The organism is Rhodocaloribacter litoris, assembly GCF_011682235.2.
GTDB classification, from domain to species: domain Bacteria; phylum Bacteroidota; class Rhodothermia; order Rhodothermales; family ISCAR-4553; genus Rhodocaloribacter; species Rhodocaloribacter litoris.
In genome coordinates, this window is the sequence record NZ_CP076718.1 from 701,535 (window position 1) to 724,284 (window position 22,750).

General features: G+C 67.9%; 14 protein-coding genes. 9 read left to right on the top strand and 5 right to left on the bottom strand.

Going from position 1 to position 22,750, the window contains the following annotated elements; all coding sequences use genetic code 11:
- Window positions 1-11 precede the first annotated feature (11 nt).
- From GQ464_RS02875 to GQ464_RS02890, 4 genes are all read right to left on the bottom strand, one after another.
- Complete coding sequence (locus GQ464_RS02875; protein ID WP_166976460.1) at window positions 12-1,052, bottom strand: tetratricopeptide repeat protein; 1,041 nt, start codon at window positions 1,050-1,052, stop codon at window positions 12-14.
- 577 nt (window positions 1,053-1,629) lie between these two features.
- Window positions 1,630-5,832, bottom strand: coding sequence for a two-component regulator propeller domain-containing protein (locus GQ464_RS02880; protein WP_228350543.1), 4,203 nt, complete (start codon window positions 5,830-5,832; stop codon window positions 1,630-1,632).
- A 365-nt stretch (window positions 5,833-6,197) separates the two neighbouring features.
- A complete protein-coding gene (locus GQ464_RS02885) occupies window positions 6,198-8,264 on the bottom strand; it encodes an acyl-CoA dehydrogenase family protein (protein ID WP_166976458.1) in 2,067 nt (688 codons plus the stop codon).
- Window positions 8,265-8,490: 226 nt separating this feature from the next.
- The gene (locus tag GQ464_RS02890; RefSeq protein WP_166976457.1) at window positions 8,491-8,964 is read right to left on the bottom strand and encodes a YbhB/YbcL family Raf kinase inhibitor-like protein; all 474 of its coding nucleotides are present in this window, start codon (window positions 8,962-8,964) and stop codon (window positions 8,491-8,493) included.
- A 95-nt stretch (window positions 8,965-9,059) separates the two neighbouring features.
- Between GQ464_RS02890 and GQ464_RS02895 the strand changes: the two genes are divergently transcribed.
- From GQ464_RS02895 to GQ464_RS02920, 6 genes are all read left to right on the top strand, one after another.
- Entirely contained in the window at window positions 9,060-9,896 is an 837-nt protein-coding gene (locus tag GQ464_RS02895; RefSeq protein WP_166976456.1) for a glycoside hydrolase family 16 protein, read from the top strand.
- A gap of 63 nt (window positions 9,897-9,959) precedes the next feature.
- A complete protein-coding gene (locus GQ464_RS02900; protein WP_166976455.1) occupies window positions 9,960-11,957 on the top strand; it encodes a YjhG/YagF family D-xylonate dehydratase in 1,998 nt (665 codons plus the stop codon).
- A gap of 100 nt (window positions 11,958-12,057) precedes the next feature.
- Window positions 12,058-13,440 carry a GntP family permease gene (locus tag GQ464_RS02905; protein WP_228350544.1) on the top strand — a complete coding sequence of 461 codons (1,383 nt, stop codon included), beginning with the start codon at window positions 12,058-12,060 and terminating at the stop codon, window positions 13,438-13,440.
- A 135-nt stretch (window positions 13,441-13,575) separates the two neighbouring features.
- Window positions 13,576-14,148, top strand: coding sequence for a Uma2 family endonuclease (locus GQ464_RS02910; RefSeq protein ID WP_166976454.1), 573 nt, complete (start codon window positions 13,576-13,578; stop codon window positions 14,146-14,148).
- A 51-nt stretch (window positions 14,149-14,199) separates the two neighbouring features.
- Window positions 14,200-14,838 (top strand): riboflavin synthase, encoded by a 639-nt coding sequence (locus GQ464_RS02915; protein ID WP_166976453.1) that lies wholly within the window; start codon window positions 14,200-14,202, stop codon window positions 14,836-14,838.
- 201 nt (window positions 14,839-15,039) lie between these two features.
- Window positions 15,040-17,793, top strand: a complete 2,754-nt coding sequence (locus GQ464_RS02920) for a M16 family metallopeptidase (RefSeq protein ID WP_166976452.1) — start codon at window positions 15,040-15,042, stop codon at window positions 17,791-17,793.
- A 220-nt stretch (window positions 17,794-18,013) separates the two neighbouring features.
- On the opposite strand, the gene GQ464_RS02925 is transcribed toward GQ464_RS02920, so the two are convergent.
- Window positions 18,014-18,967, bottom strand: a complete 954-nt coding sequence (locus GQ464_RS02925) for an alpha/beta hydrolase (RefSeq protein WP_166976451.1) — start codon at window positions 18,965-18,967, stop codon at window positions 18,014-18,016.
- A gap of 309 nt (window positions 18,968-19,276) precedes the next feature.
- Here GQ464_RS02925 and miaB point away from each other — a divergent pair, with 309 nt between their 5' ends.
- From miaB to GQ464_RS02940, 3 genes are all read left to right on the top strand, one after another.
- Window positions 19,277-20,710, top strand: a complete 1,434-nt coding sequence (gene miaB / locus GQ464_RS02930; protein WP_166976449.1) for a tRNA (N6-isopentenyl adenosine(37)-C2)-methylthiotransferase MiaB — start codon at window positions 19,277-19,279, stop codon at window positions 20,708-20,710.
- 96 nt (window positions 20,711-20,806) lie between these two features.
- Entirely contained in the window at window positions 20,807-22,090 is a 1,284-nt protein-coding gene (locus tag GQ464_RS02935; protein ID WP_166976447.1) for a sigma-54 interaction domain-containing protein, read from the top strand.
- Window positions 22,091-22,123: 33 nt separating this feature from the next.
- Entirely contained in the window at window positions 22,124-22,651 is a 528-nt protein-coding gene (locus GQ464_RS02940; protein ID WP_228350545.1) for an LptE family protein, read from the top strand.
- Window positions 22,652-22,750 lie beyond the last annotated feature (99 nt).

The following is a 22,750-nucleotide window of genomic DNA, read 5'->3' on the forward strand; positions in this document are numbered from 1 at the left end:
CTAGAGCTGGCTTAGCGATACAGGGAAGAGGTCCGACGAGGTACCAGTTGCCTGCGATAGGCCTCTGCGCGCTCGTCCTGGCCAAGCCGTTCATATCCCACGACAAGGCTGGCCAGGGCATCCGGATCGCCCGGCGCTACGGCAAGCACTTTCTCATAGGTTTCGATCATGTGTTCCACCTGCTCCAGATGGTAATACGTCTCTCCCAGCGCGCGCAGAATCTCCAGATCATCGGGCTGGTGCTGAAGTGCGCGTTCAAGATGCGGAAGGGCGAGCGCATAGTTCTGCTGGTTGAAAAGCACAAGGGCACGATTGCGAACGATCTCGGGGGTGTTCTTCAACAAGGCGAGATGGGAAAAAACATTACCGGCCTCCTCCAGCCGTCCATGCTGCGCAAGTGCGTAGGCCAGACGCTCCATGATCTGTGCCCGCATACCCGGCGGCCCTTTGTCACCCAGGTATTGGAGTGCATCGCGAGAAAAACGAATTGCCTGACCGAAATCGCGCCGGTCATAGGCAAGCTGGGCGAGGTTGTTCAGGGTCTGGATATCTCTGGGATCGAGCGCAAGCGCCCGGCCATAGGCGTCGGCTGCACGGGCGGCGTCCTCGAGGGCGAGATAGGCGTGACCGAGCGTGCGGTGTGCGACCGCATGCTCCGGCTGCAGGGCCACCGCATGCTGAAGGTGCTCGACGGCTTCCGGAAACATGCCGTTCTCGAGTGCCGTCACGCCGGCCTGGTACTCGCGGCGAAAGTTGAGCTCCAGCAGATAGGCCGCCTGTTCCTCAAAGCGAGGTGACGCCTCACGCGCAGCCAGCAGCGCCTTGCGTCCCTCGGTGAACGCCTCCTGGCGCAGGTAAAGACGGCCCAGCAGAAACCAGGCTTCCGCTTGCGCCGGATTCGCCCGAACGACCTGCTCCAGATACCGGCGTGCCCCTTCGTCATCACGTACCTGTTCATACTGGCTGACGCGACGGGCAAGGTTGCTCTCACAACCCAAGAGGCAGAAGAGCATCAACAACAGTTGAACTCGAAAAAGAGAGGTCGTGCTCATTCTAAGCCGTCGGACAGGAAGAATGTCAAGATTATGCCCTTCGACCACCGCCGGTACGCACCCTCTGATATTGAAGAGAGCACCATAGCGGAAGTCACCGGTGACCGGAACATGGCTGCCCCTGGCTAGCCGAACCAACCGCGTAGCCGTGGGCTCTCCTGCGGGCAATGGAGCACACCCGTGAAGGGTGCGGCTACACGGTTCTCCGCAACGACGCCTCAATGACATTGACCCACACCATATTGAGGCCTGGCTGTCGTTGGCGAGCGGGATAATGCCCGTGCGGGCTACGTAGTCACGAACTCAGGCCCACGGGCGGGCCTTACCCATGGCGATACCCTGAAGCCGGTCCCGAGCGCAGCCGTAGCCTGTCCCGGGCGAAGCCGAGGCTGTGCGGCGCCAGGTCTCTGCATGACCGTGCACGATTCACGGGTGGTAGTGTCCTGGTCCCCGGTCGACGCTACGGTCGAGTCCACGAAGCCTGCACAACCTCCTCGCAGAAACGGTACCACCGCCGCCCCATCCCATGTGCCGCATTCTTCCGGGAAGGGTGGCGCGTGCGCCGTCTGTCCGGTATCTATGCGCCGTTTGCCCGGTATTCGGAGGGAGAAACGCCGAAATGCGCCTTGAACAGGCGAGAGAAATGATCCACGTCGTTGAACCCCACAGCCCGGGCCACCTCCGAAACACGACCACCGTTCCCGCCCAGGAGCTGCGCCGCCCGCTCCAGCCGCAGGTGCCTCACAAACGCCGCCGCCGAGAGCCCCGTGGCCGCACTGAGCCGGCGGTTGAGCTGGCTCCGGCTCAGGTTCATCTCCTCGGCAAAGCGGTCCACCGTGAAGCCGGGCTCGTCCAGGTAGCGCTCGACTACCTCGCGCGCCCGGGCGATGAATTGCTCCTCTTCGGACGCGACCACCACGTCGGTCGGGCGGATGACCAGTTCCCGGCGATAGCGCGCCTGCAGGTCCCGGCGCCGGGCAATGAGATGGTGCACCCGCCGCAGCAGCTCGCCCACCTCGAACGGCTTGCGGACGTAGTCGTCGGCGCCGGCGTCCAGGCCTTCCACGGCGTCGGCCTCTTCGGCGCGGGCCGTCAGGAGAATCACCGGAATGTCACAAAAGCGGTCGTCGGCCTTGAAGCGGCGGCAGAGGGCATACCCGTCCATGCCCGGCATCATGACGTCGCACAGGATCAGGTCGGGGCGCTGTGCCTGCACGGCTTCGAGAGCCGCGTACCCGTCGCCGGCCTCCTCGACCCGGTACGCGGAAGCCAGGTGCCGGCGCAGATAGGCCCGCACGTCGGGATTATCCTCCACGAGGAGCACAACCGGCCGCTCACCGGCAACAGCGTCCTCCCTTTCCGCCACCTCGCTCTCCGGCACCGCACCGCCATCGCCTGCACCCGGCGGCATGGTTTCCTCCTCCACGGCGTATGCCGGCACGAGCGGTTCCTCGTCCAGCGACGGATGCGGCTCTTCTCCGTCCTCGCACACGCCGGGCTGCCGCCGGGGCAGGCGCACCGTGAACGTGCTGCCGAAACCGGCGGTGCTTTCCACCAGCACCTCGCCGCCGTGCAACTCGACGAGCTCTTTCACCAGCGACAACCCGATCCCGACGCCTTCATGGGGCTGGCGGGACGGCTCCGCCACCTGATGAAACCGGTCGAAGACGCGGGGCAATTCGTCCGCCGGGATGCCAATGCCGGTGTCCCGCACCCGGAGCAACACCTGAGCGTCGTCGCCCTCGACGTCCACCTGCACCTTGCCCCCGGCCGGGGTGAACTTGATCGCGTTCGAGAGCAGGTTGACGAGCACCTTCTCCAGCTTGTCGGGGTCGAAATCGGCCGTAAGGGGGGTCACGGCAGCACGGAAAGACAGCTGCACGTCCCGCCGCTCGGCCAGCGGCGCGCATCCCGCCACGACCTCCTCCGCAAAGCGGGCCAGGTCCCCCCGGCGGGCCGACAGGGTCAGGCTGCCGGCTTCGAGACGAGCCAGGTCTAGCAACTGGGCGATCAGCCGCTCGAGGCTTCGGGTGTTGCGGGAAACCACCCGGAGTTGCGCTTTCACACGCTCATCCAGCGGCCCCAGCCGGCCGGCCAGCAGGTCGTCGACGGGCCCGCGGATCAGCGTCAGCGGCGTGCGGAACTCGTGGGACAGGTTCGCGAAGAAGCGGCGTTTGAGCCGGTCCATCTCCTGCAACCGCTCCGCCTGATCCGCCAGCTGGCGGGCCTGAACCTCGGTCCGTTCCTGTTCCTCCCGCAGGGCCCGCGCGCGCTCGTCGAGGTGGACGTTGAGCCGGCGCGCTTCCAGCAACTTTTTCCGGTATCCGGCCGTGAGCGCGACGATCAACCCCAACAACATCGCCAGCAGACCCCGGAACCACCAGGATTCGTGCCAGGCGGCGCGGATCCGAAAGCGGTACGCGGCTCCGGCCTCGTTCCAGACGCCGTCGTTGTTGGCGGCGATGACGCGGAACGTGTACGTACCGGGCGACAGGTTGGTGTAGGCGGCGTAACGGCGCGTGCCGGCCTCCACCCAGGTGCGGTCGTACCCTTCCAGCCGGTAACGATACCGGTTCTTCTCCGGCGCCACGAAGCTGAGCGCCGTGTAATGAAACTCCAGGTTGCGGCGGTCCGGCGCGAGCGCGTCGGGAAAAGGCGGGCCGAGGGGTACCCCGCCCGCCCGGACTGACTGAACGTGCACCGGCGGCGGGCGGTCATTGACGGGCACGTCGTCGGGGTCGATGACGACCAGACCGCGCATGGTGGGGAACCAGAGCCTCCCGTCCCGGCTGCGCCAGCCGCCGGGGTGCCCCCGGGTGCACTCGGCGCTGGGCAGCCCGTCCGCCTCCGTGTAGACCACCGACGTGAGGCGAGCCTGCCGCCCTTCGGCCACGGCGTCGAGTTCGGCCCGGCGCACCCGGAAGACGCCGGTATACGAACTCATCCAGAAATGGCCGAGCGAGTCCTCCAGGATTTGCCAGACGCCGTCGCTGTGCAGGCCGTGTTCGGTGGTGAAGGTGAAAAACGCCCCGTTCTTCCAGCGTACCAGTCCCGCTCCGAACGTCCCGAGCCACAGCGTCCCGTCGTCCTCTTCGTGGATCGAGAGCACGTAGTTTGAGGGCAGGCCGTCGGCCGTCGTGAATACCCGCTGCGCCCCGTTCCGGTGGCGCACCAGCCCGCGGTGCGTGCCGGCCCACAGGTTGCCGTTCCGATCCTCGTGCAGCACCCGTACCGTTGCCGGTCGCCCGGCCCAGAAACCTTCGCGCAGGACGCGTACGGAGTCCCCGCACCGGCAGGCCAGATACCCGTCGCTGCCATACCAGAGGTTGCCGTCCCGATCCTCCAGAATGTCATTCACGTACCCGATCCCGGCGTGGACGACCGAGATCTTTCCCTCCACCAGCCGGGCCAGCGCGTCACGCGTACCGATCCAGAGCATGCCTTGCCGGTCCTCGTGGAGGGCACGCACGTAATCGTCGGGCAGGCCATCTCGCGTGGTGTAGACGGCCGTGACGCGCCCGTCCTCGATCCGGTTCAGCCCGCCCCCCCACGTGCCCACCCAGATCGTCCCCCGCCGGTCCTCGTAGACGGTGAACACCTGTGCCTCGCTGAGTCCCTCATGCGGCGTGTACGCCGGGAACTTGCGCGCCGTGACGCGGATCAGCCCGGCGTCGGTGGCGACCCACACGTTCCCCTCGGCATCCCCGAACACGCGGTTCACGACCTTGACGGGGAGCAGGTCCTGCAGGGCGATCCGTTCGAAACGACGGCCGCGCCCGTGGAGCAGGCGGCCGTCGATCGTCCCCACCCACAGCGTGCCGTCACGGCCTTCATACCAGCCTCCGATCCCTCGGATCAGAATGGGCTGCCCGCGTGCATCCCGGACCCGCTCAACCCGCCCGTCCCGCAGGCGCACCAGGTCGCCGTCGCTGAACAGCCACACGGTGCCGGAGCGATCCGACCGGCACCCCCAGGTGCGCTCCCTCAGCAGGTCCGTTCGTCCCGCCAGGGGACGCGGGAACGGCGCGAAGCGGTGGCCGTCCCAGACCGCCATGCCCTGCTCGGTCACGACCCACACCGCTCCTCCAGAGCCGGTCACGCAGCGTACCGAACCACCCGGAAGACCCTCGCGGGCGGAAAAGTACGTCACCTCGTCTCCCTCGACCCGGAACACCTGATCACGGCCAAAGCCCCAGACAACACCTTCTTCATCCTCGAAAAGGAGACTCTTCTTGCCTCCCCCCTCCAGCGTGATCACAATCTCGTTGCCATCCCAGACGTACACTTCATACCTACCAGGCAAAGGCTCGGAAAAAAGCCAGAGACGCCCGCGCCGGTCTTCGAGCCCTACCACAAACGGCACGTCCGGCAGCCCGGCCTCGGACCCACCGGGCAGGAAACGCACCCCGTCGAAACGCGCTATGTCCAGGGTTTCCCCTGACGTTAACCAGAGCGTACCCCGGCTGTCCGCGAACACTTCATTCACGTAGTGATTCATCCAGCCGGGCAGTTCGTCGTAGGTGCGAAAGTCGATCCCGTCGAACCGGACGAGGCCGCCGCCGGTGGCGAGCCAGAGGTAACCGTCCGGCGTCTGCGCAAGATCGCCTACAAAGCCGGCCGGCAATCCCTCGGCCGTCGTCCAGGCGCGGAGGAGGTAGGATCCGGATCCGGCCGGCTGCGCCCGCACGGGTGAGGCTGCCTCAATGAGGCCACTCCACAGTGCGAAAAGAAGCAGAACCCCGATCCGTACCCTTACCGGCGGATCACCTTTCTTAGCCATGGATCATACACAGGAGAGCACGCCCGGCCCACGCACGTTTCTCCCTGTCACCCATCCCGCCGGGCCATTGATTCATCCAAAATGGAGGCCGGGGGGCGATTTTTTTCTGACCGTTATCCTCTGGCGGATCCTCCCGCTCTGCTACGCCCCCGCGGCATACGCGTACAGGCAGACCCTGCGGACAAGATACGTTTAAGATATGAAACTTTCACGGGCCGCGACCGGGCCTTTCGCGTTGAAGATCAAGCAGATATGGCAGGCTCTCGAGCCTCGAGGAAGCCACACTTCCCGCCGCTGCCATAAACCGAAGCGCGGCGCCCGGGGGAGGGACGCCGCGCCTCGTGGTGCTCGGGCCGCTGGCGGGATCATTTTTTCGACGTCGCCTTCGCCTGTTTCTCGGCCGCGTCACCGTTCTGCTTGGCTTCGACGCCGGCCGTGACGGCATGCCCGTCGCCGCCGGCCTCGACGTAGCGATCGCCGGGGAACTGCTTGATGTGCTCCTTCTGCACCGGCTTGCCCGTCCCCCTGGCGACGGGCGAGGCTTCGTGGATGTAGAAGTCGCTGTTGGGCAGCGTGTCGTTGTGCCGGCGGGCCGCCGCGGCGGCCTTGCGCATGCTCTCGTCCGCGTTCCGGCGCAGCTCGCCGAAGTTCGCACGGATCTCCAGTTCGAACAGGTCGAAGGCGTGCTCGAAGGCCGCCCGGTCGCGGTCGAATGCGACGCCGTGGGCGCCGGAGCGGAGCAGGTCGTCCATCTTCGAGAGGGAGGCCGAAAGCGCGAAAAGCAGGATGGCGCTGTTGGCCAGGCGGGCCTGCACGGCCTGTCGCGTCACGATCTCCTCCCGGTGCCACTTGCTGGCCATCTTGAAAAAGTGCGCGTGCTGCTGCACGAGCCGGGCCAGCCGGTCGGCGTAGGGCTCGAGTGACGGGTGCATGCCGGCCACCACCGGCGGCGGCGGCTTGAGGCCCAGGAACAGTTCCAGCCCGAGCGGGACGGCGCGCTTGAGCACCTCCGGGTTGAGGGCGTTGTTCAGGATGCGGCTCAGGTTCTGCGAGAGCGACTCGTCGGGATCCCACAGCAGCGCCTCCTGCAGGCCCAGCATCTGCTCGGCCAGCTGCTTGCCACCGTAGCCGAAGATGAAGGGCTGCATGACCTCGTTCGAGCCCTCGACGATCCGGTGGATGCGGTTGTCCCGCCAGATGCGCTCCAGCTCGTTCTCCGTCATGTACCCTTCGCCGCCCATGATCTGCATCGCGTCGTCGATGACGCGCCAGCCCATCTCGGAGCAGAAGACCTTCGTGGCGGCCGTCTCCACCATGATGTCCCGGTCGTTCCGGTCGAGCATGCCGGTCATCATGTAGAGCACGGCGTCCATGGCGAAGTTGTAGGCGGCCATGCGGGCGATGCGCTGCTGCACGAGCTCGAACTCGGCCAGGGGGCGGTTGAACTGGTAGCGGGTCTGCACCCACTTGACGGCCTGGTCCATGGCCTGCCGCGCCCCGCCGTAGACCCCGGCCGAGAGGGTGCACCGGCCGTAGTTGAGGCAGGTCAGCGCCACGTTCAGCCCCTTGCCCTCCCTGTGGAGCAGGTTCTCCCTGGGCACCTTCACGTTGGTGAAGCGGATACGGGCCTGCCACGTGCCCCGGATGCCGCACTTGCTCCGGTTCTTCTCGAAGACGTCCACGCCCTCCATGTCCGGCGTGACGATGACGGCCGTCACCTTGTCCTCCATCTCGCCCGTCTTCGGGTTCTTGATGCGGTGCTTGGCCATCACGGTGAACACACCGGCGAGCGCTCCGCTCGTGGACCACTTCTTCTCCCCGTTGAGGATGTAGTACCGGCCGTCCTCGCTCTCCTCGATGCGGGTCTGTTGCCCGGCGGCGTCGCTGCCCACGTTGGGCTCGGAGAGGCAGAACGCCGAGAGGTATTCACGAGCAACCTTCGGCAGGTATTTCCTCTTCTGCTCCTCGGTGCCGAAGAGCATGATGGCCTTGCAGCCGATGGACTGGTGGGCCGAGACCATCACCGCCGTGGAGCCGCAGTACCGCCCGATCAGGGCCAGGACGCGGTTGTAGCTGGTCACGCCCAGCCCCAGCCCGCCGTACGCCTCGGGCACCGTCATGCCCATCACGCCGATCTCGAAGAGGCGCCGGATGGCCCAGTCGGGGATATACTGCTCCCGGTCGATTTCGATGGAGGGATGCTCGTGCTTCAGATAGGCTTCGAGCTCGGCCAGCAACCGATCGGCCTTCTCGCGCTCGGCTTTCGTCTCACGGGGATACGGAAACACCAGATCGTCCCGAAAGCGGCCCCAGAAGAGGTTCTTGATGAAGCCCATCTCGGAGGGCTCCGGCCCCATCATCACCTCGATGTCCCGGATCATCTGCTGATCCGCTTCGGAGACTTTTTTCAACTTCAGCTTGCCAATCGCCATAGCATACCTCGCTGTTTGTATCTGGAAAACGGCGTTGCCCGCTCGGGCCTACCCGACGGCGGGCGATCCGTTCGGGGTTTCCGCATCCCGTGGGAGCTTTTTTCGTCCCGAAAGCGCTTCCGGCCCATCGACTGAACCGGCCGGGAGCAGACCGGTTCCGCCGGCACCCGCCCTTCGTCGAGATTTCCGATTCGCATCCGGGCGCCGGGCGACCGGCGCGGGCGCCTCAAGACCGCCGGTAGGTGCCCATCAGCTCCGCCCGGGCCAGAATCTTCCCCTCCATGGCCCGTTCCAGCTGCGCCTTCGTCATCCCGTCCGGCGCCGCCAGCACCTCGCCCAGCGCATACAGCTTGAAAAAATAGCGATGGCGGCCCACGGGCGGGCAGGGACCGCCGTAGCCCGGGCGTTTCCAGTCGTTGAGTCCCTGCCGCGTCCCCGGGGGCAACGCGCCCGCCTCGACCCCTTCGGGAAGCCCGGCGGCATCGGGCGGGAGGTTGTAGAGCACCCAGTGCACCCAGGTCCTTCTCGGGGCCCTCGGATCCGGCGCATCCGGATCGTCCACGATCAGAGCCAGGCTCCGGGTCCCCCCGGGCACCCCGGACCACGAGAGCGGCGGTGAAAGATCCTCTCCGTCACACGTATATTTCCGGGGGATCTCCTCTCCGTGCGCGAAAGCCGTGGAAGTGAGTTGCAGGGCCATGAGCGTTCCTCCTTCTTTTTGGCAAGCCCGGAACCGGATTCGAAGCGCGGGCAGCCGCCTGCCACGCACCCCAACCAAACCAGCCCGGAACGACCATGCACGACCGACGTCTCTGTTCTACCCTTGTTCTCCTTCTCCTGTTGCCGGCATGCCAGCCGGCCCCGCAGGAGGAAGCACCCGAACCGGCATGGCGACTCGTCTGGGCGGACGAGTTCGAGACCGAGGGACTGCCCGACCCGGCGAAGTGGGGGTACGACGTCGGCGGGCACGGGTGGGGCAACCAGGAACGCCAGTACTACACCGAACGCCGTCCGGAGAACGCCCGTGTCGAGGACGGGCGCCTGATCATCGAGGCGCGACGGGACGGCTGGCAGGGCCATGAATACACCTCGGCCCGGCTCGTCTCGCGCGGCAAAGGCGACTGGACGTACGGGCGGTTCGAGGCCCGTGCCCGCCTGCCTTCGGGACGGGGCACCTGGCCGGCCATCTGGATGTTGCCCACGGAAGGCCCCTACGGCAACGGAGGCTGGCCGGACAACGGCGAGATCGACATCATGGAACACGTCGGCTTCGACCCGGACGTCGTCCACGCATCCGTACATACCCGGGCCTACCACCATTCCATCGGCACGCAGAAGACCGCACGGATCCACGTCCCCACCGCCCGGACCGGGTTCAACGTATACGCGGTGGAGTGGACGCCGGAGGCCATCCGGGCCTTCGTGAACGACAGCCTGTATTTCACCTTCCCGAACGAACGCCTCTCCAACCCCGAAGCCGACTACCGCCACTGGCCCTTCGACCACCCCTTCCACCTGGTGCTGAACGTCGCCGTGGGAGGAAGCTGGGGCGGCATGCAGGGCGTCGACCCGGACATCTGGCCGCAGCGCATGGAGATCGACTACGTGCGCGTCTACCAGCGGGCCGACTGAACGCCCCCGCGCAAACCCGGCACCCGAAGCCTTCAATATCCGAAATCCTCGACCCGCAATCCCATGCAGACCCAACCCGTAGCCCTGGAGACCCTGTTCGATTCGGGAGACCCGGCCGTGTACGACCTGCGCACGTCGGCGCCGGGCCCCGCCGGCGCCCTGCCGCTGACGCCCGGGCAGCTGCTGGAGGAACCGAGCGGTAACCTCTTCGGCTGGTCGCAGGACGCCGGGATGGGCTGGGATCCCTCGGAGCTGGGGCGCAAGGAGTTTTTGCTGCTGAGCACCCAGGGCGGCCTGCGCGAACCGGACGGCCGGCCCGTGGCGCTGGGCTACCACACCGGACACTGGGAGGTCGGGCTGCTGGTGGAGGCGGCCGCCCGCGAGATCCGGGCGCTCGGCGGCATCCCGTTCGCCGGCTTCTGCACCGATCCCTGCGACGGTCGCACGCAGGGCACCACCGGCATGTTCGACAGCCTGCCCTACCGCAACGATGCGGCCCTGGTGCTGCGCCGGCTGATCCGTTCCCTGCCCACGCGGCGTGCCGTCCTCGGGGTGGCCACGTGCGACAAAGGGCTGCCGGCGATGATGATGGCCCTGGCCGGCATGAAGACGCTGCCGTGCGTGCTGGTGCCGGGTGGCGTGACGCTGCCGCCGGTCGAGGGCGAGGATGCCGGTACCGTCCAGACCATCGGCGCGCGCTTCGCCCACGGCCTGCTGACCCTGCACGAGGCGGCCGTGCTTGGCTGCCGGGCCTGTGCCTCGCCCGGCGGCGGATGCCAGTTCCTCGGCACGGCGGCGACCGCACAGGTGGTGGCCGAAGCCCTGGGGCTGGCCGTCCCCCACGCGGCGCTGGCCCCTTCGGGACAGGCCGTCTGGCTCGACATGGCCCGGCGCTCGGCCCACGCTCTCGTCCGGCAGGAACAGCAGGGCCTCACGCTCGGCGACATCCTCACGCCGGAAGCCGTGCACAACGCCATGGTGGTCCACGCCGCCTTCGGGGGGTCGACCAACCTGCTGCTGCACCTCCCGGCCGTCGCCCACGCCGCCGGGCTGCCCCGCCCCACCGTGCGCGAATGGCAGGCCGTGAACCGCGCCGTACCCCGGCTCGTGAGCGTATTGCCCAACGGACCGGTGCACCACCCCACCGTGCGGGTGTTCCTGGCCGGCGGCGTGCCCGAGGTCATGCTGCACCTGCGCCGGCTCGGCCTGCTGGCCCTCGACGCCCTGACGGCCACGGGCGAGCCCCTGGGACAGGCGCTCGACCGCTGGGAAGGGTCCGACCGCCGCCGCCGCTTCCGGGCCCTGCTCCGCGAAAAGGACGGCGTCGACCCGGACACCGTCATCTTCGACCCGGAGACGGCCCGGGCGCACGGCCTCGCCAGCACGGTCGTCTTCCCGGTGGGCAACCTGGCACCGCAGGGCTCGGTCATCAAGAGCACGGCCGTCGACCCGAGCGTGCTCGAGGCGGACGGCGTCTACCGCAAGCGGGGACCGGCCCGCGTGTTCACCTCGGAACAGGCGGCCATCGCGGCCATCAAAGGGCGGGCAGGCGAACCCGTCAAGCCGGGCGACGTGCTGGTGCTGGCCGGCTGCGGCCCGATGGGCACCGGCATGGAGGAGACGTCTCAGCTCACCTCGGCCCTGCGCTACCTGCCCTGGGGCAAACACGTCGCCCTGCTTACCGACGCCCGCTTCTCCGGCTTCTCGACCGGCGCCTGCATCGGGCACATCGGCCCCGAAGCCCTGGCCGGCGGCCCCATCGGCAAGGTGCGCGACGGCGACCTGATCGAGATCGTCGTCGACCCGAACCGGCTCGAAGGACGGATCGACCTGGTCGGGCACGGCGACACCGTTCACGGCCCCGGCTGGGGCACGCAGGAGCTGGCACGCCGCCCCCTCCGGGACGACCTGACCCGCGCCCCCCACCTGCCCGACGACACCCGCCTCTGGGCCGCCCTGCAAGACGCCGGCGGGGGCATCTGGGGCGGCTGCGTCTATGACGTCGATGCCATCCTCGAACTGCTCGAAGCCGGCAAAAAAGCCCTCGGAAAAGAGGGATGATGGATGGAAGGGTGGAGGCGTGGAAGGGCTCGCGCTTTCCGAGCGGATCCCCTATCTTCGACCCGCCGGCCTGTTTTCCATCGCGTAGCCCCTGTTCTCCTTGGACCTCACGATAAGCCCCCTGCTGATCCTGCTCGTCGGGCTGGTGACGGTCATCGGCCTGATCGTCGTACTCCGGATCAACGCCTTCTTCGCGCTCATCGCGGCGGCGCTGGTCGTCAGCCTGCTCGCACCCGGAGCGCTCGCGGACAAGGTGGTGCGGGTGGCACGGGCTTTCGGCGACACGGCCGGGAGCATCGGCATCGTGATTGCGCTGGCCGCCGTGATCGGGCAGTGCATGATGGAAAGCGGCGCGGCCGACCGCATCGTCCGCTGGTTCCTTGACCGGCTCGGGGAGCAGCGAAGCGCCACGGCGCTGCTTTCGAGCGGTTTCGTCCTCTCCGTACCGGTCTTCTTCGACACGGTGTTCTACCTGCTGATCCCGCTGGCTCGCTCGATGTACCGGCGCACCCGGCGGCACTACCTGATCTACGTGATGGCGATCGCCGGGGGCAGCGCCGTCACCCATGCGATGGTGCCGCCGACGCCCGGCCCCCTCGTCATCGCGGACAACCTGGGGGTAGACCTGGGCCTGATGATGCTGCTGGGGCTGGCGGTGGGCGTACCGGCGGCCCTCGCCGGGCTGTTCTTCGCTCGCTGGCTCGACCCCCGCCTGAACGTCCCCTTCCGCCCGATCAGCGACCGCCCGGAACCGGAGCCGCTGCCCGCAGACCGGTTACCGCCTCTGAGCCTGTCGGTGCTGCCCATCCTCCTGCCGGTGGTGCTGATCTCCGCCAACACGGTCATTCAGGGGTTTGCCGGCGGGGCGGCGACCGGCTCCGGTCTGGCGTTCGTAGCCGGCTGGGCCGCCGTCGCCGGGAACCCGAACCTGGCGCTGTTGCTGGCGGCGGGCCTGTCCCTCTGGGTCTACCACCGGCAGTGCCGCCCGACCCGGCAGCAGACGACCGCCCTGGTCGAGAGCGCCCTCATGAGCGGCGGCCTGATCATCCTGATCACCGCCGGCGGCGGTGCCTTCGGCGCCATGCTCAAGGAGGCGCAGATCGGCCCGGCCATCCAGGCCCTGTTCGCCGGCGAAACCGGGGCAAGCGGCCTGTTCCTGCTCGTGCTGGCCTTCGGGATCGCCAGCCTGCTCAAGTTCGCCCAGGGCTCCAGCACGGTCGCCATGATCACGGCCTCGGCCATGATCGCCGCCATGCTCACGGCCGAAGCGCCGGGCTACAACCTGGTCTATCTGGCCTTGGCCGTCAGTTGCGGCTCGCTCGTCGGCTCGTGGATGAACGACAGCGGCTTCTGGATCTACGCCAAGATGGGAGGACTGACCGAAGTGGAAACGCTCAAGTCGTGGACTCCGTTGCTGGCCGTGCTGGGCCTGGCCGGGTTTGCCGTCACGGTGCTGCTGGCCCTGCTGCTGCCGCTGGGCTGACGGCCACGCCGAAAGAAGCACCACCATTTCTTCGCGCTTTTGTGATACCTCCGCCGGGGCGGTTGGGTATGCTGCAGGGATCGTCATCGCTCGTTTCGCACGCCGTGCCCGCGCGCGGCAAAGCACCCGCCTGCCATGCCAAGCGCTACCACCCCTCGCCCCGGAAACCTCACGTCCGGCCGGTCCCATGCGTATCCCTCCCTGCCCGAGGGTGCCGCGCACCAGGCTGCCGAACTGATCGAAGGCGCCGTCGTCGTCTCGCCACCGCCGACCCCCTATCACCAGGAGATCGTGATGAACCTGGGGGTCGAGCTGTTCCAGTTCGCCCGCAAGCACGACCGGGGCAAGGTACTGCCGGCCCCCGTGGAGGTGCGTTTCTCCGAGACGAACGTGCTGCAACCGGACCTGCTCTACATCGCCAGGGAACGGCTGCGCCTCATCGGCGAGCAGCGCATCGAAGGCGTACCCGACCTGGTGGTGGAAGTACTCTCGCCGGCCACGGCCTACTACGACCTCCGCCAGAAGAAGCGGATCTACGAGCAGGCCGGGGTGAAAGAATACTGGATCGTCGATCCGATGGAGCAAAGCATCGAGCTCTTCCTGAACGCCTCCGGCCAGTTTGCCCCCGCCAGCCGCGCCGAGGGCACGGGGGCCGTCACGTCGAAACTGCTCGAAGGCTTTACCATCGAGCTGAAGGTGATCTTTTGAACCGGTCCGGCGTATGGAGCAGCGCAACGACGCGGTTCATCCGGACACCCGATGTTCACAGGGATCATTGAAGAGGTCGGCGAGGTGGTGGGCGTGGAGCCCCTGGGCGGCGGGCGGCGCCTGCGCATCGCCGCGGCGATGGCCGCCGCGCTGCGACCCGAGCAGAGCGTGGCCGTCAACGGGGCCTGCCTGACGGTGGTGCGCACCGGCGACGGGACCTTCGAGGTCATCGCCATCGAGGAAACGCTGAAGAAAACCACGCTGGGAACGTTCCGGCCCGGCCGGCGCGTCAACCTGGAGCGGGCTCTGTCGGCCACCGGCCGCCTGGACGGCCACCTGGTGCAGGGCCACGTCGACGCCGCCGGCACCGTCGAGCGCGTCGAACCGCTGGCGACGAGCACCCTCTATCACCTCCGCTTCGACGCCCGGTTCGCCCCCTATGTGATCCCCACCGGCTCCATCGCCGTCGACGGCATCAGCCTGACCGTGGCCCGCCTCGAAGACGACCGCCTCACCGTGGCGATCATCCCCTACACCGCCGAGCACACGAACACCCGCACCTGGACGCCCGGCACCAGGGTGAACCTGGAGTTCGACCTGCTCGGCAAATACGTCGTGCGGTGGCTCACCCTGCGCGGTTCGGCGCCCGCCCGCCTCTCCCCCGAATGGCTCCGGGAACAGGGTTTCTAACTTTTTTCCCCGTCTTCCGTACGGATTTTTTTGCGTTGATCGTTCCACAGGAAACGATTAACATGCCGCCATCCGTTGCAGCGGCCGAAGCGCTGAAGGGCCTCCTCAACGCCGAGTCCCCCGCCACGCGGGTGAGGTCCTACCCGTTCTCCGCCCCATACGTGCGCCGAAGCATTCCCCACAAAACCCGCCGATCGAGCCATGCGCAAAACCCTTACCCTGCTGACACTCGGCCTGTTGCTGGGCGCCGGCCTCCCCGCCCGGGCCCAGGACGCTTCCATCCCCGACATCCCGTATGAGAAGTTCGTCCTCGACAACGGCCTGACGGTCATCGTGCACGAGGATCACAAGGCCCCCATCGTGGCCGTCAACATCTGGTACCACGTCGGGTCGAAGAACGAGCCGGAAGGGCGCTCCGGCTTCGCCCACCTGTTCGAACACCTGATGTTCAACGGCTCCGAGCACTACAACGACGACTACTTCCAGGTGCTCGAGCGCGTGGGCGCCACCGACCTCAACGGCACCACCAACGAGGACCGGACGAACTATTTCCAGAACGTCCCCGTCAACGCCCTGGACGTGGCCCTGTGGATGGAGTCCGACCGCATGGGCCACCTGCTCGGCGCCATCGACCAGGCCAAGCTCGACGAGCAGCGCGGCGTGGTCCAGAACGAGAAGCGCCAGGGCGAAAACCAGCCCTACGGCCAGGTATGGAACCTGATCACGGAGGCCGTCTACCCGGAAGGCCACCCGTACGCCCACACCGTCATCGGGTCCATGGAGGACCTGAACGCGGCCTCGCTCGAGGACGTGCACGAGTGGTTCAAGACGTACTACGGCCCCAACAACGCCGTCCTCGTCCTCGCCGGCGCCATCGACGTGGCGACGGCCCGCGAGAAGGTGCAGCACTACTTCGGCGACATTCCGCCCGGCCCGCCGATCGCCAAGTTCGAAACGTGGGTGGCCAAACGCGAGGGCGTGCAGCGGCAGGTGATGCAGGACCGCGTGCCGCAGGCCCGGATCTACAAGGTGTGGAACGTGCCGGAGGCGTTCTCGACCGAGGCTGCCCACCTGGACCTGCTCGCCGACGTGCTCGCCAGCGGCAAGACGTCGCGCCTCTACCGCCGCCTCGTCTATGAGGACCAGATCGCCACCGACGTGGCCGCCTTCCTCGACGAGCGCGAGATCGGGAGCCTGTTCCTCATCCAGGCCACGGCGCGGCCCGGCCAGAACCTGGCCGCCGTCGAGCAGGCCGTGGACGAGGAACTGGCCCGCCTGCTGGCCGAGGGACCGACCGAGGAAGAGCTGCGCCGCGTCAAGACGCAGGCGCGGGCGCGCTTCATCCGCGGCATCGAGCGCATCGGCGGCTTCGGCGGCAAGTCCGACATCCTGGCACAGAGCCAGGTCTACGGCGGCAGCCCCGACGCCTACAAGAAGCGGTTCGCCGACCTGAGCGCCGCCACGGCCGAGGACCTGCGCCGCACCGGGCAGGCCTGGCTCTCGGACGGCGTCTATGTGCTGGAGGTGCATCCCTTCCCACGCCTGCAGGCCGCCGCCGACGGGGCCGACCGCTCGAAGCTTCCGGACACCGGCACACCGCCGGACGTGGCCTTCCCGCATCTCCAGCGGGCCACCCTCTCCAACGGCCTGAACATCGTCCTGGCCGAACGGCACGCCACTCCGGTCGTCGACTTCTCCCTGCTCGTCGACGCCGGCTACGCGGCCGACCAGTTCGCCCTGCCGGGCACGGCCAACCTGGCCATGGCGATGCTCGACGAGGGCACCACGAGCCGCACCGCGCTCGAGATCAGCGAGGAGCTGGCCCTGCTGGGTGCCGGCCTGGGCACCGGCTCCAACCTGGATGTCTCCACGGTCTCCCTCACCGCGCTGAAGGAGAACCTGGCCGCCAGCCTCGACCTCTACGCCGACGTCATCCTCAACCCCGCCTTCCCGCAGCACGAGCTCGACCGGCTCAAAAAAGAGCAACACGCCCGCATCCAGCGCGAGAAGGTGACGCCGGTGCAGATGGCCCTGCGCGTCTTCCCGAAACTGCTCTACGGGGAGGACCACGCCTACGGCGTGCCGTTCACCGGCTCCGGCACCGAAGAAGCCCTCGAACGCCTCACCCGCGACGACCTCGTCGCCTTCCACCAGACCTGGTTCAGGCCGAACAACGCCACGCTGGTCGTGGTGGGCGACGTGACGATGGAGGAAGTGCGGCCACTGCTGGAGGAACGCTTCGGCGCCTGGCAGCCCGGCGACGTGCCGCAGAAGAACATCGCCACGGTGGAGCACCGGCCGGCGCAGGCCGTCTACCTGATGGACCGCCCCGGCTCACAGCAGTCGATCATCTTCGCCGGGCACGTGGCCCCGCCGGCCAACAACCCGAACGAGATCGCCATCGAGACGATGAACACGATCCTGGGCGGGGCCTTCACCTCGCGCGTCAACATGAACCTGCGGGAGGACAAGGGCTGGTCCTACGGCGCCTTCACCCTTCTCTTCGACGCGCGCGGGCAGCGGCCCTTCATCGTCTACGCGCCCGTGCAGACGGACAAGACGAAGGAGTCGATGGCCGAGATCGAGAAGGAGCTGCGGGCCTTCCTGACGACGAACCCGCCCACACCCGAGGAGGTGGCCAAAGCGCAGGACAACCTGACGCTTCAGCTGGCCGGGCGCTGGGAGACGATCAACGCCGTCGAGGGCTCCATCAACGACATCGTCCGCTTCGGCCTGCCCGACGACTACTTCGACACGTACGCCGAACAGGTGCGCGCCCTCAACCCCGAACAGGTGGCCGCCGCCGCGAAGGAGGTGCTCCACCCGGACAACCTCGTCTGGGTCGTCGTCGGCGACCGGGAGAAGATCGAGCCGGGCATCCGCGAGCTGGGCTTCGGCACCATCTACCTGCTCGACCCCGACGGCAACGTCATCGGCGAGAGCGGGACGAATTGATCCGGCTTCGATTCCACCCGCGAGGCCCGGCTTCCCCGCGGAGGCCGGGCCTTTTTGTTGGCGCATGCGTCAACCCGGACGGGGCGCTCTCAGGAAAAACACCGTTTGACGTACTCCATCTCCGTCCCCGACCGCTCGGTTTCGTTCACCTCGATCCGGCCATACGGTACGTCCGATGTGCTGGAAAAGCAATGCCCGACCGGATTGGTGGGCACCGCACTCAGGGCACCGCGCCGAGGAACGCCAGGATACTGTCGGCCAGCGGGAGGGTCATCTCCGGGGCCAGGATATCGCCGGCGAGGACGTGGTTGGAGCCGCCGGCCCGTTCGATGGCGATGCGATGCTTGCGCCCGCCGAACCGGGCGTACTGCGCCTCGATGTGGGCGGGTTCCACCACCTGATCGTTCGGCGAATAGATCACCAGGACGGGCGTCGTGATGGCCTCCAGGTCCAGGTCGTTGACGTGCGCGACGACGGCCATCATGGGCCGGAGGGCCTCGATGGGATAGCGGGTCGTCCAGAAACGGGCCTGTGCCTCGTTGGCCGGCTCCCAGGCATGCTCGTCGCCGGCCACGGCGCGGGCGAGGGCATCGCCCCAGGGCCAGAGGAAGATTTCGGTACGCGGGTCCTTCGGCCCGAAGTTGGGGGAGATCAGGATCACCGCCGCCAGCGCCTCGGGGTAGCGGGCCGCCAGCCAGGTGGCGAGCGTGCCGCCGGTGGAGGTGCCCACGAGCATCACCCGTTCGCCCAGGCGCCGCCCGACGGCCAGGGCTTCGAGCGCATCGTGCAGCCAGTCCGACGCGGTAGCGGCGGCCAGCGCCTCCCCCGTGCGGCCGTGCCCGGTCAGGCGGGTGTAGAACAGGTTGGCCCCCAGGCGAGCCGCCAGCGTGTCGCAGAGCGGGCGCGTCTCCTCGCGCGTGGCCGAGAAGCCGTGCAGGTAGACGACCGCCACCGGCGTCCGCGACCGCGTAGCCGGATCGGCCCAGACGATCGTCTTCTCGACACCGGGGCGGAGGTCGTCGAAGCGGGCCTCGGCGGCGGCCAGGTAGGCGTCGAGGTCGCCGGGCAGCACGGGCAGGCCGGCCGGCTCCTCCACCGCCGGGCGCGGCCCCAGCATCCACAGCAGCCCCAGCACGGCCACGAGCCCGCCCAGCCCCCAGATGGTGCGTCGCATTGGTCGTTCTCTTCATGCACGGTACGTACGTCGTGCGCAACGATCAAACAGGCCCGCACGACGCCCGGCGAAGTTACGAAATACGCACGATGAAGCACACCGGCCCCGGTTCAGGCGAATCCCGGACACCGGCTGGCGAGCGAGAAACGGATCAGGACCCCGGAGCGGCCGGCGATCGTCGGGGGGAGCGGGGCGCCGGCCGAACCTGAGGCGGCGGCGCGGCGTTTATGGTGATCGCCCCGGAGGGGAGCGGTCCTCTCCGGGTGCCACCACGCCATCCTGTTTCCGGCTTCAACGCTGCCCGCCCTCATGGAGTTGATCACCGACCTCGACGTTCTCGACGACCTCGACGCCCCGAAACACCTCGCCGAGGAAACCCCGGCCCCGGCAGGGCGGCGGGTCTACATCGAAACGTACGGCTGCCAGATGAACGTCTCGGACTCCGAGATCGTGGCGGCCGTCCTGCGCGCGCACGGCTTCGGGCTGACCCGCGACCCGGAGCAGGCCGACGTGGTGTTGCTGAACACCTGCGCCATCCGCGAAAACGCCGAGCAGAAGGTGCGCCGCCGCCTGGACGTCTTCCGCGCCGCCAAGCGCAAGGGCCACCCCGGCCTGACGCTCGGGGTGCTCGGCTGCATGGCCGAACGCCTGCGCACGAAGCTCCTCGAACAGGAGCAACTCGTCGACCTGGTGGTGGGGCCGGACGCCTACCGCGACCTGCCCCGCCTGCTCGACCTGACCACCGAAACCGGGCAGGCCGCCGTCAACGTGCACCTCTCGCGCGAGGAGACCTACGCCGACATCGCCCCCGTACGCTACGACACGAACGGCGTCTCGGCCTTCGTCTCGATCATGCGCGGCTGCGACAACATGTGCGCCTTCTGCGTCGTCCCCTTCACCCGCGGCCGCGAGCGCAGCCGGCCCGTCGAGAGCATCCTCGCCGAATGCGAACAGCTCATCGCGCAGGGCTACCGGGAAGTCACCGTCCTCGGCCAGAACGTCAACTCCTACCGCTACGTGCAGAACGGCACGACGGTCGACTTCCCCGAGCTGCTCTACCGCATCAGCCGGCTCTCGCCCGAGCTGCGCATCCGGTATTCGACGAGCCATCCGAAGGACTGCTCCGACGCGCTGCTGCACGTGCACCGCGAGCGGCACAACGTGTGCAACTACATCCACCTGCCCGTCCAGCACGGCAACACCGACGTGCTCCGGCGCATGCGGCGCACCTACACGCGCGAGGAGTACCTGGCCCTCATCGACCGGGCCCGCACGATCTGCCCCGGGATCTCCCTCTCCACGGACATCATCGCCGGCTTCTGCGGGGAAACCGAGACCGAGCACCAGGACACCCTCTCCCTCCTCGAAATCGTCCGGTACGACCACGCCTACATGTTCATGTATTCCGAGCGGCCCGACACGTATGCCGCCCGCAAATACACCGACGACGTGCCCGAGGAAGTCAAGAAACGCCGCCTCGGCGAGATCATCGACCTGCAGACACGCATTGCCCTGGAGAACAACCAGGCCGAGATCGGGCGCGTGCACACGGTGCTCGTCGAAGGCCCGAGCCGCCGGAGCGACGAACAGCTCTGCGGCCGGACCGACACGAACAAGATGGTCGTTTTCGACCGGCACGACTATGAGAAAGGGCAGTACGTCCGCGTGCGCATCACCGGCTGCACGTCGGCCACCCTCTTCGGGACGCCGCTCGGCACGACCACCCTCGCCGCCGGGGCCTGATGCCCCGCGCACCCGGGAACGGGATTCCGTAGACAAGATCCATCTTCTGCCGGGTACGATCCTCGCCCGGCCCATCGTTTCGCCAGGTATTGATGCATGGATAGAGCCGCCATCCAGGAACGTTTCGGCATCATCGGCAGCTCGCCGGCCCTCCTGCGCGAGCTCGACCGGGCCCGCCAGGTCGCCCAGACCGACATCACCGTGCTGATCGAGGGCGAGAGCGGCGTCGGCAAAGAGCTCTTCGCCCAGGCCATCCACGAGATGAGCCACCGCCGCCACAAGCCGCTCGTCGTGGTCAACTGCGGGGCGATCCCGGAAGGGCTGATCGAGAGCGAGCTCTTCGGCAACGAAAAGGGCGCCTACACCGGGGCCGTCGAGCGGCGCAGCGGCTACTTCGAACAGGCCGACGGCAGCACCATCTTCCTGGACGAGATCGGCGAGATGCCGCCGGCGGCCCAGGTGCGGCTGCTGCGCGTCCTGGAGACCGGCACCTTCAGCCGCGTCGGCTCCTCGACCCCGATCCAGACGGACGTGCGCGTCATCGCCGCCACGAACAAGGACCTGGCCCGCGAGGTGCAGGCCGGGCGGTTCCGCGAAGACCTCTACTACCGGCTCAGCACCGTCCTCCTCAAGATCCCCCCCCTCCGCGAACGCAAGGAGGACATCATCCCCATCTTCGAGCATTTCCTCCACCGCTTCGCCCAGAAGTACAACTCGGTCCACAAGCGGCTCACCGAGGAGGCCCGGCAACTGCTGAAGCGGTACCGCTGGCCGGGTAACGTGCGGGAGCTACGCAACGTGGCCGAGCAGGCGGTGGTGCTGCACCGCGGGGACACGCTCACGGCGGACGACCTGCGCCCCTACCTGCGCGGGGTCACGGCGGCCGGCGTCAGCGAAGGGCTCGTGCCGGTCTCGCGCACCGCCCCCGGCGACGAGGGCCGGGAGCGCGAGCTCATCTACCGGGCCCTGCTGGAGTTGCGCCTGGACATCCGCGAGATGAAGGAGCAACTGTCGGCCCTGCTGGCCCGGCTCGGCGCCGCCCTGCCCCACGGCATCGTCGGGCGGGACGCGGAAGGGGAGCTGGTCATCGTCCGCAAGGCGGACCCGGAAACCTATCCCTCCCTCATCGAGGACGTCTCCTACGAGATCGAGGGGGAAAACGAGCACCGGCCGCCCATCATGGACCTGCTCGGCAGCGACGACAAGCGCGACGAACCCGCCGACGAGAAACCCCTGCCCACCCTCGAAGACGCCGAGCGCCAGCTCATCACTGAGGCCCTCCGCCGCTTCGACGGCAACCGCCGCCAGACCGCCCGCGCCCTCGGCATCAGCGAACGCACCCTGTACCGCAAACTCAAGGAAATCGAGGAAGAAGTCTGAGCAAGCGGCTGGTACCAGCCGCGTCGAACCGGCATGAACGAGGCTATGCGAACGGGGTGGATCCGCCGCAAGGTGGTGTGGCTGCTGGCCCTGCTGCCCGTCGGCTGTGCCTACTACAGCTTCAGCGGAGCCACGATCCCCTCCCACCTGCACACCATCGCCATCCCGCTGGCGGAAGACCGCAGCGTGAGCCCCGTCACCGCCCTCGACGAGCGGCTCACCCGGCTGCTCGTCGATCGCTTCGTCGGGCAAACCCGGCTGTCGCTGGAACCCGACCCCGAAGCCGCCGACGCGGTGCTCTTCGTCACCATCGACCGCTACCAGAACGAACCGACGGCCGTCGGCGGGCAGGAACGCACGACCCGTAACCGCGTCACCCTCTCCGTGACGGCGCGCTACGTGGACCGCACCGAAGAGCGCGAGCTCCTGCGCCGGTCTTTCCAGGGGTTCGAAGAGTACGACCCGGTGGCCCAGGGCCTGGCCGGGGAAGAGACGGCCGCCTTCGCCGCCCTCGAAAAGATCGCCGACGACATCTTCACCGCCGCCACGTCGAACTGGTAGCCACCGCACCGGGACATGGAGGCCAGCGGGACGGAACGCGGGTTGCCAACCGGAAAGGCCGGAGCGCCCCACCGCCCCGACCCGGCCTCTTCGCCCCAC

What these genes read in the sequence shown, in the direction of transcription:
- GQ464_RS02875 (WP_166976460.1), bottom strand. Translation starts at nt 1,052, where the DNA reads ATGAGCACGACCTCTCTTTTTCGAGTTCAACTGTTGTTGATGCTCTTC.
- GQ464_RS02880 (WP_228350543.1), bottom strand. Translation starts at nt 5,832, where the DNA reads ATGGCTAAGAAAGGTGATCCGCCGGTAAGGGTACGGATCGGGGTTCTG.
- GQ464_RS02885 (WP_166976458.1), bottom strand. Translation starts at nt 8,264, where the DNA reads ATGGCGATTGGCAAGCTGAAGTTGAAAAAAGTCTCCGAAGCGGATCAG.
- GQ464_RS02890 (WP_166976457.1), bottom strand. Translation starts at nt 8,964, where the DNA reads ATGGCCCTGCAACTCACTTCCACGGCTTTCGCGCACGGAGAGGAGATC.
- GQ464_RS02895 (WP_166976456.1), top strand. Translation starts at nt 9,060, where the DNA reads ATGCACGACCGACGTCTCTGTTCTACCCTTGTTCTCCTTCTCCTGTTG.
- GQ464_RS02900 (WP_166976455.1), top strand. Translation starts at nt 9,960, where the DNA reads ATGCAGACCCAACCCGTAGCCCTGGAGACCCTGTTCGATTCGGGAGAC.
- GQ464_RS02910 (WP_166976454.1), top strand. Translation starts at nt 13,576, where the DNA reads ATGCCAAGCGCTACCACCCCTCGCCCCGGAAACCTCACGTCCGGCCGG.
- GQ464_RS02915 (WP_166976453.1), top strand. Translation starts at nt 14,200, where the DNA reads ATGTTCACAGGGATCATTGAAGAGGTCGGCGAGGTGGTGGGCGTGGAG.
- GQ464_RS02920 (WP_166976452.1), top strand. Translation starts at nt 15,040, where the DNA reads ATGCGCAAAACCCTTACCCTGCTGACACTCGGCCTGTTGCTGGGCGCC.
- GQ464_RS02925 (WP_166976451.1), bottom strand. Translation starts at nt 18,967, where the DNA reads ATGCGACGCACCATCTGGGGGCTGGGCGGGCTCGTGGCCGTGCTGGGG.
- miaB (WP_166976449.1), top strand. Translation starts at nt 19,277, where the DNA reads ATGGAGTTGATCACCGACCTCGACGTTCTCGACGACCTCGACGCCCCG.
- GQ464_RS02935 (WP_166976447.1), top strand. Translation starts at nt 20,807, where the DNA reads ATGGATAGAGCCGCCATCCAGGAACGTTTCGGCATCATCGGCAGCTCG.
- GQ464_RS02940 (WP_228350545.1), top strand. Translation starts at nt 22,124, where the DNA reads ATGAACGAGGCTATGCGAACGGGGTGGATCCGCCGCAAGGTGGTGTGG.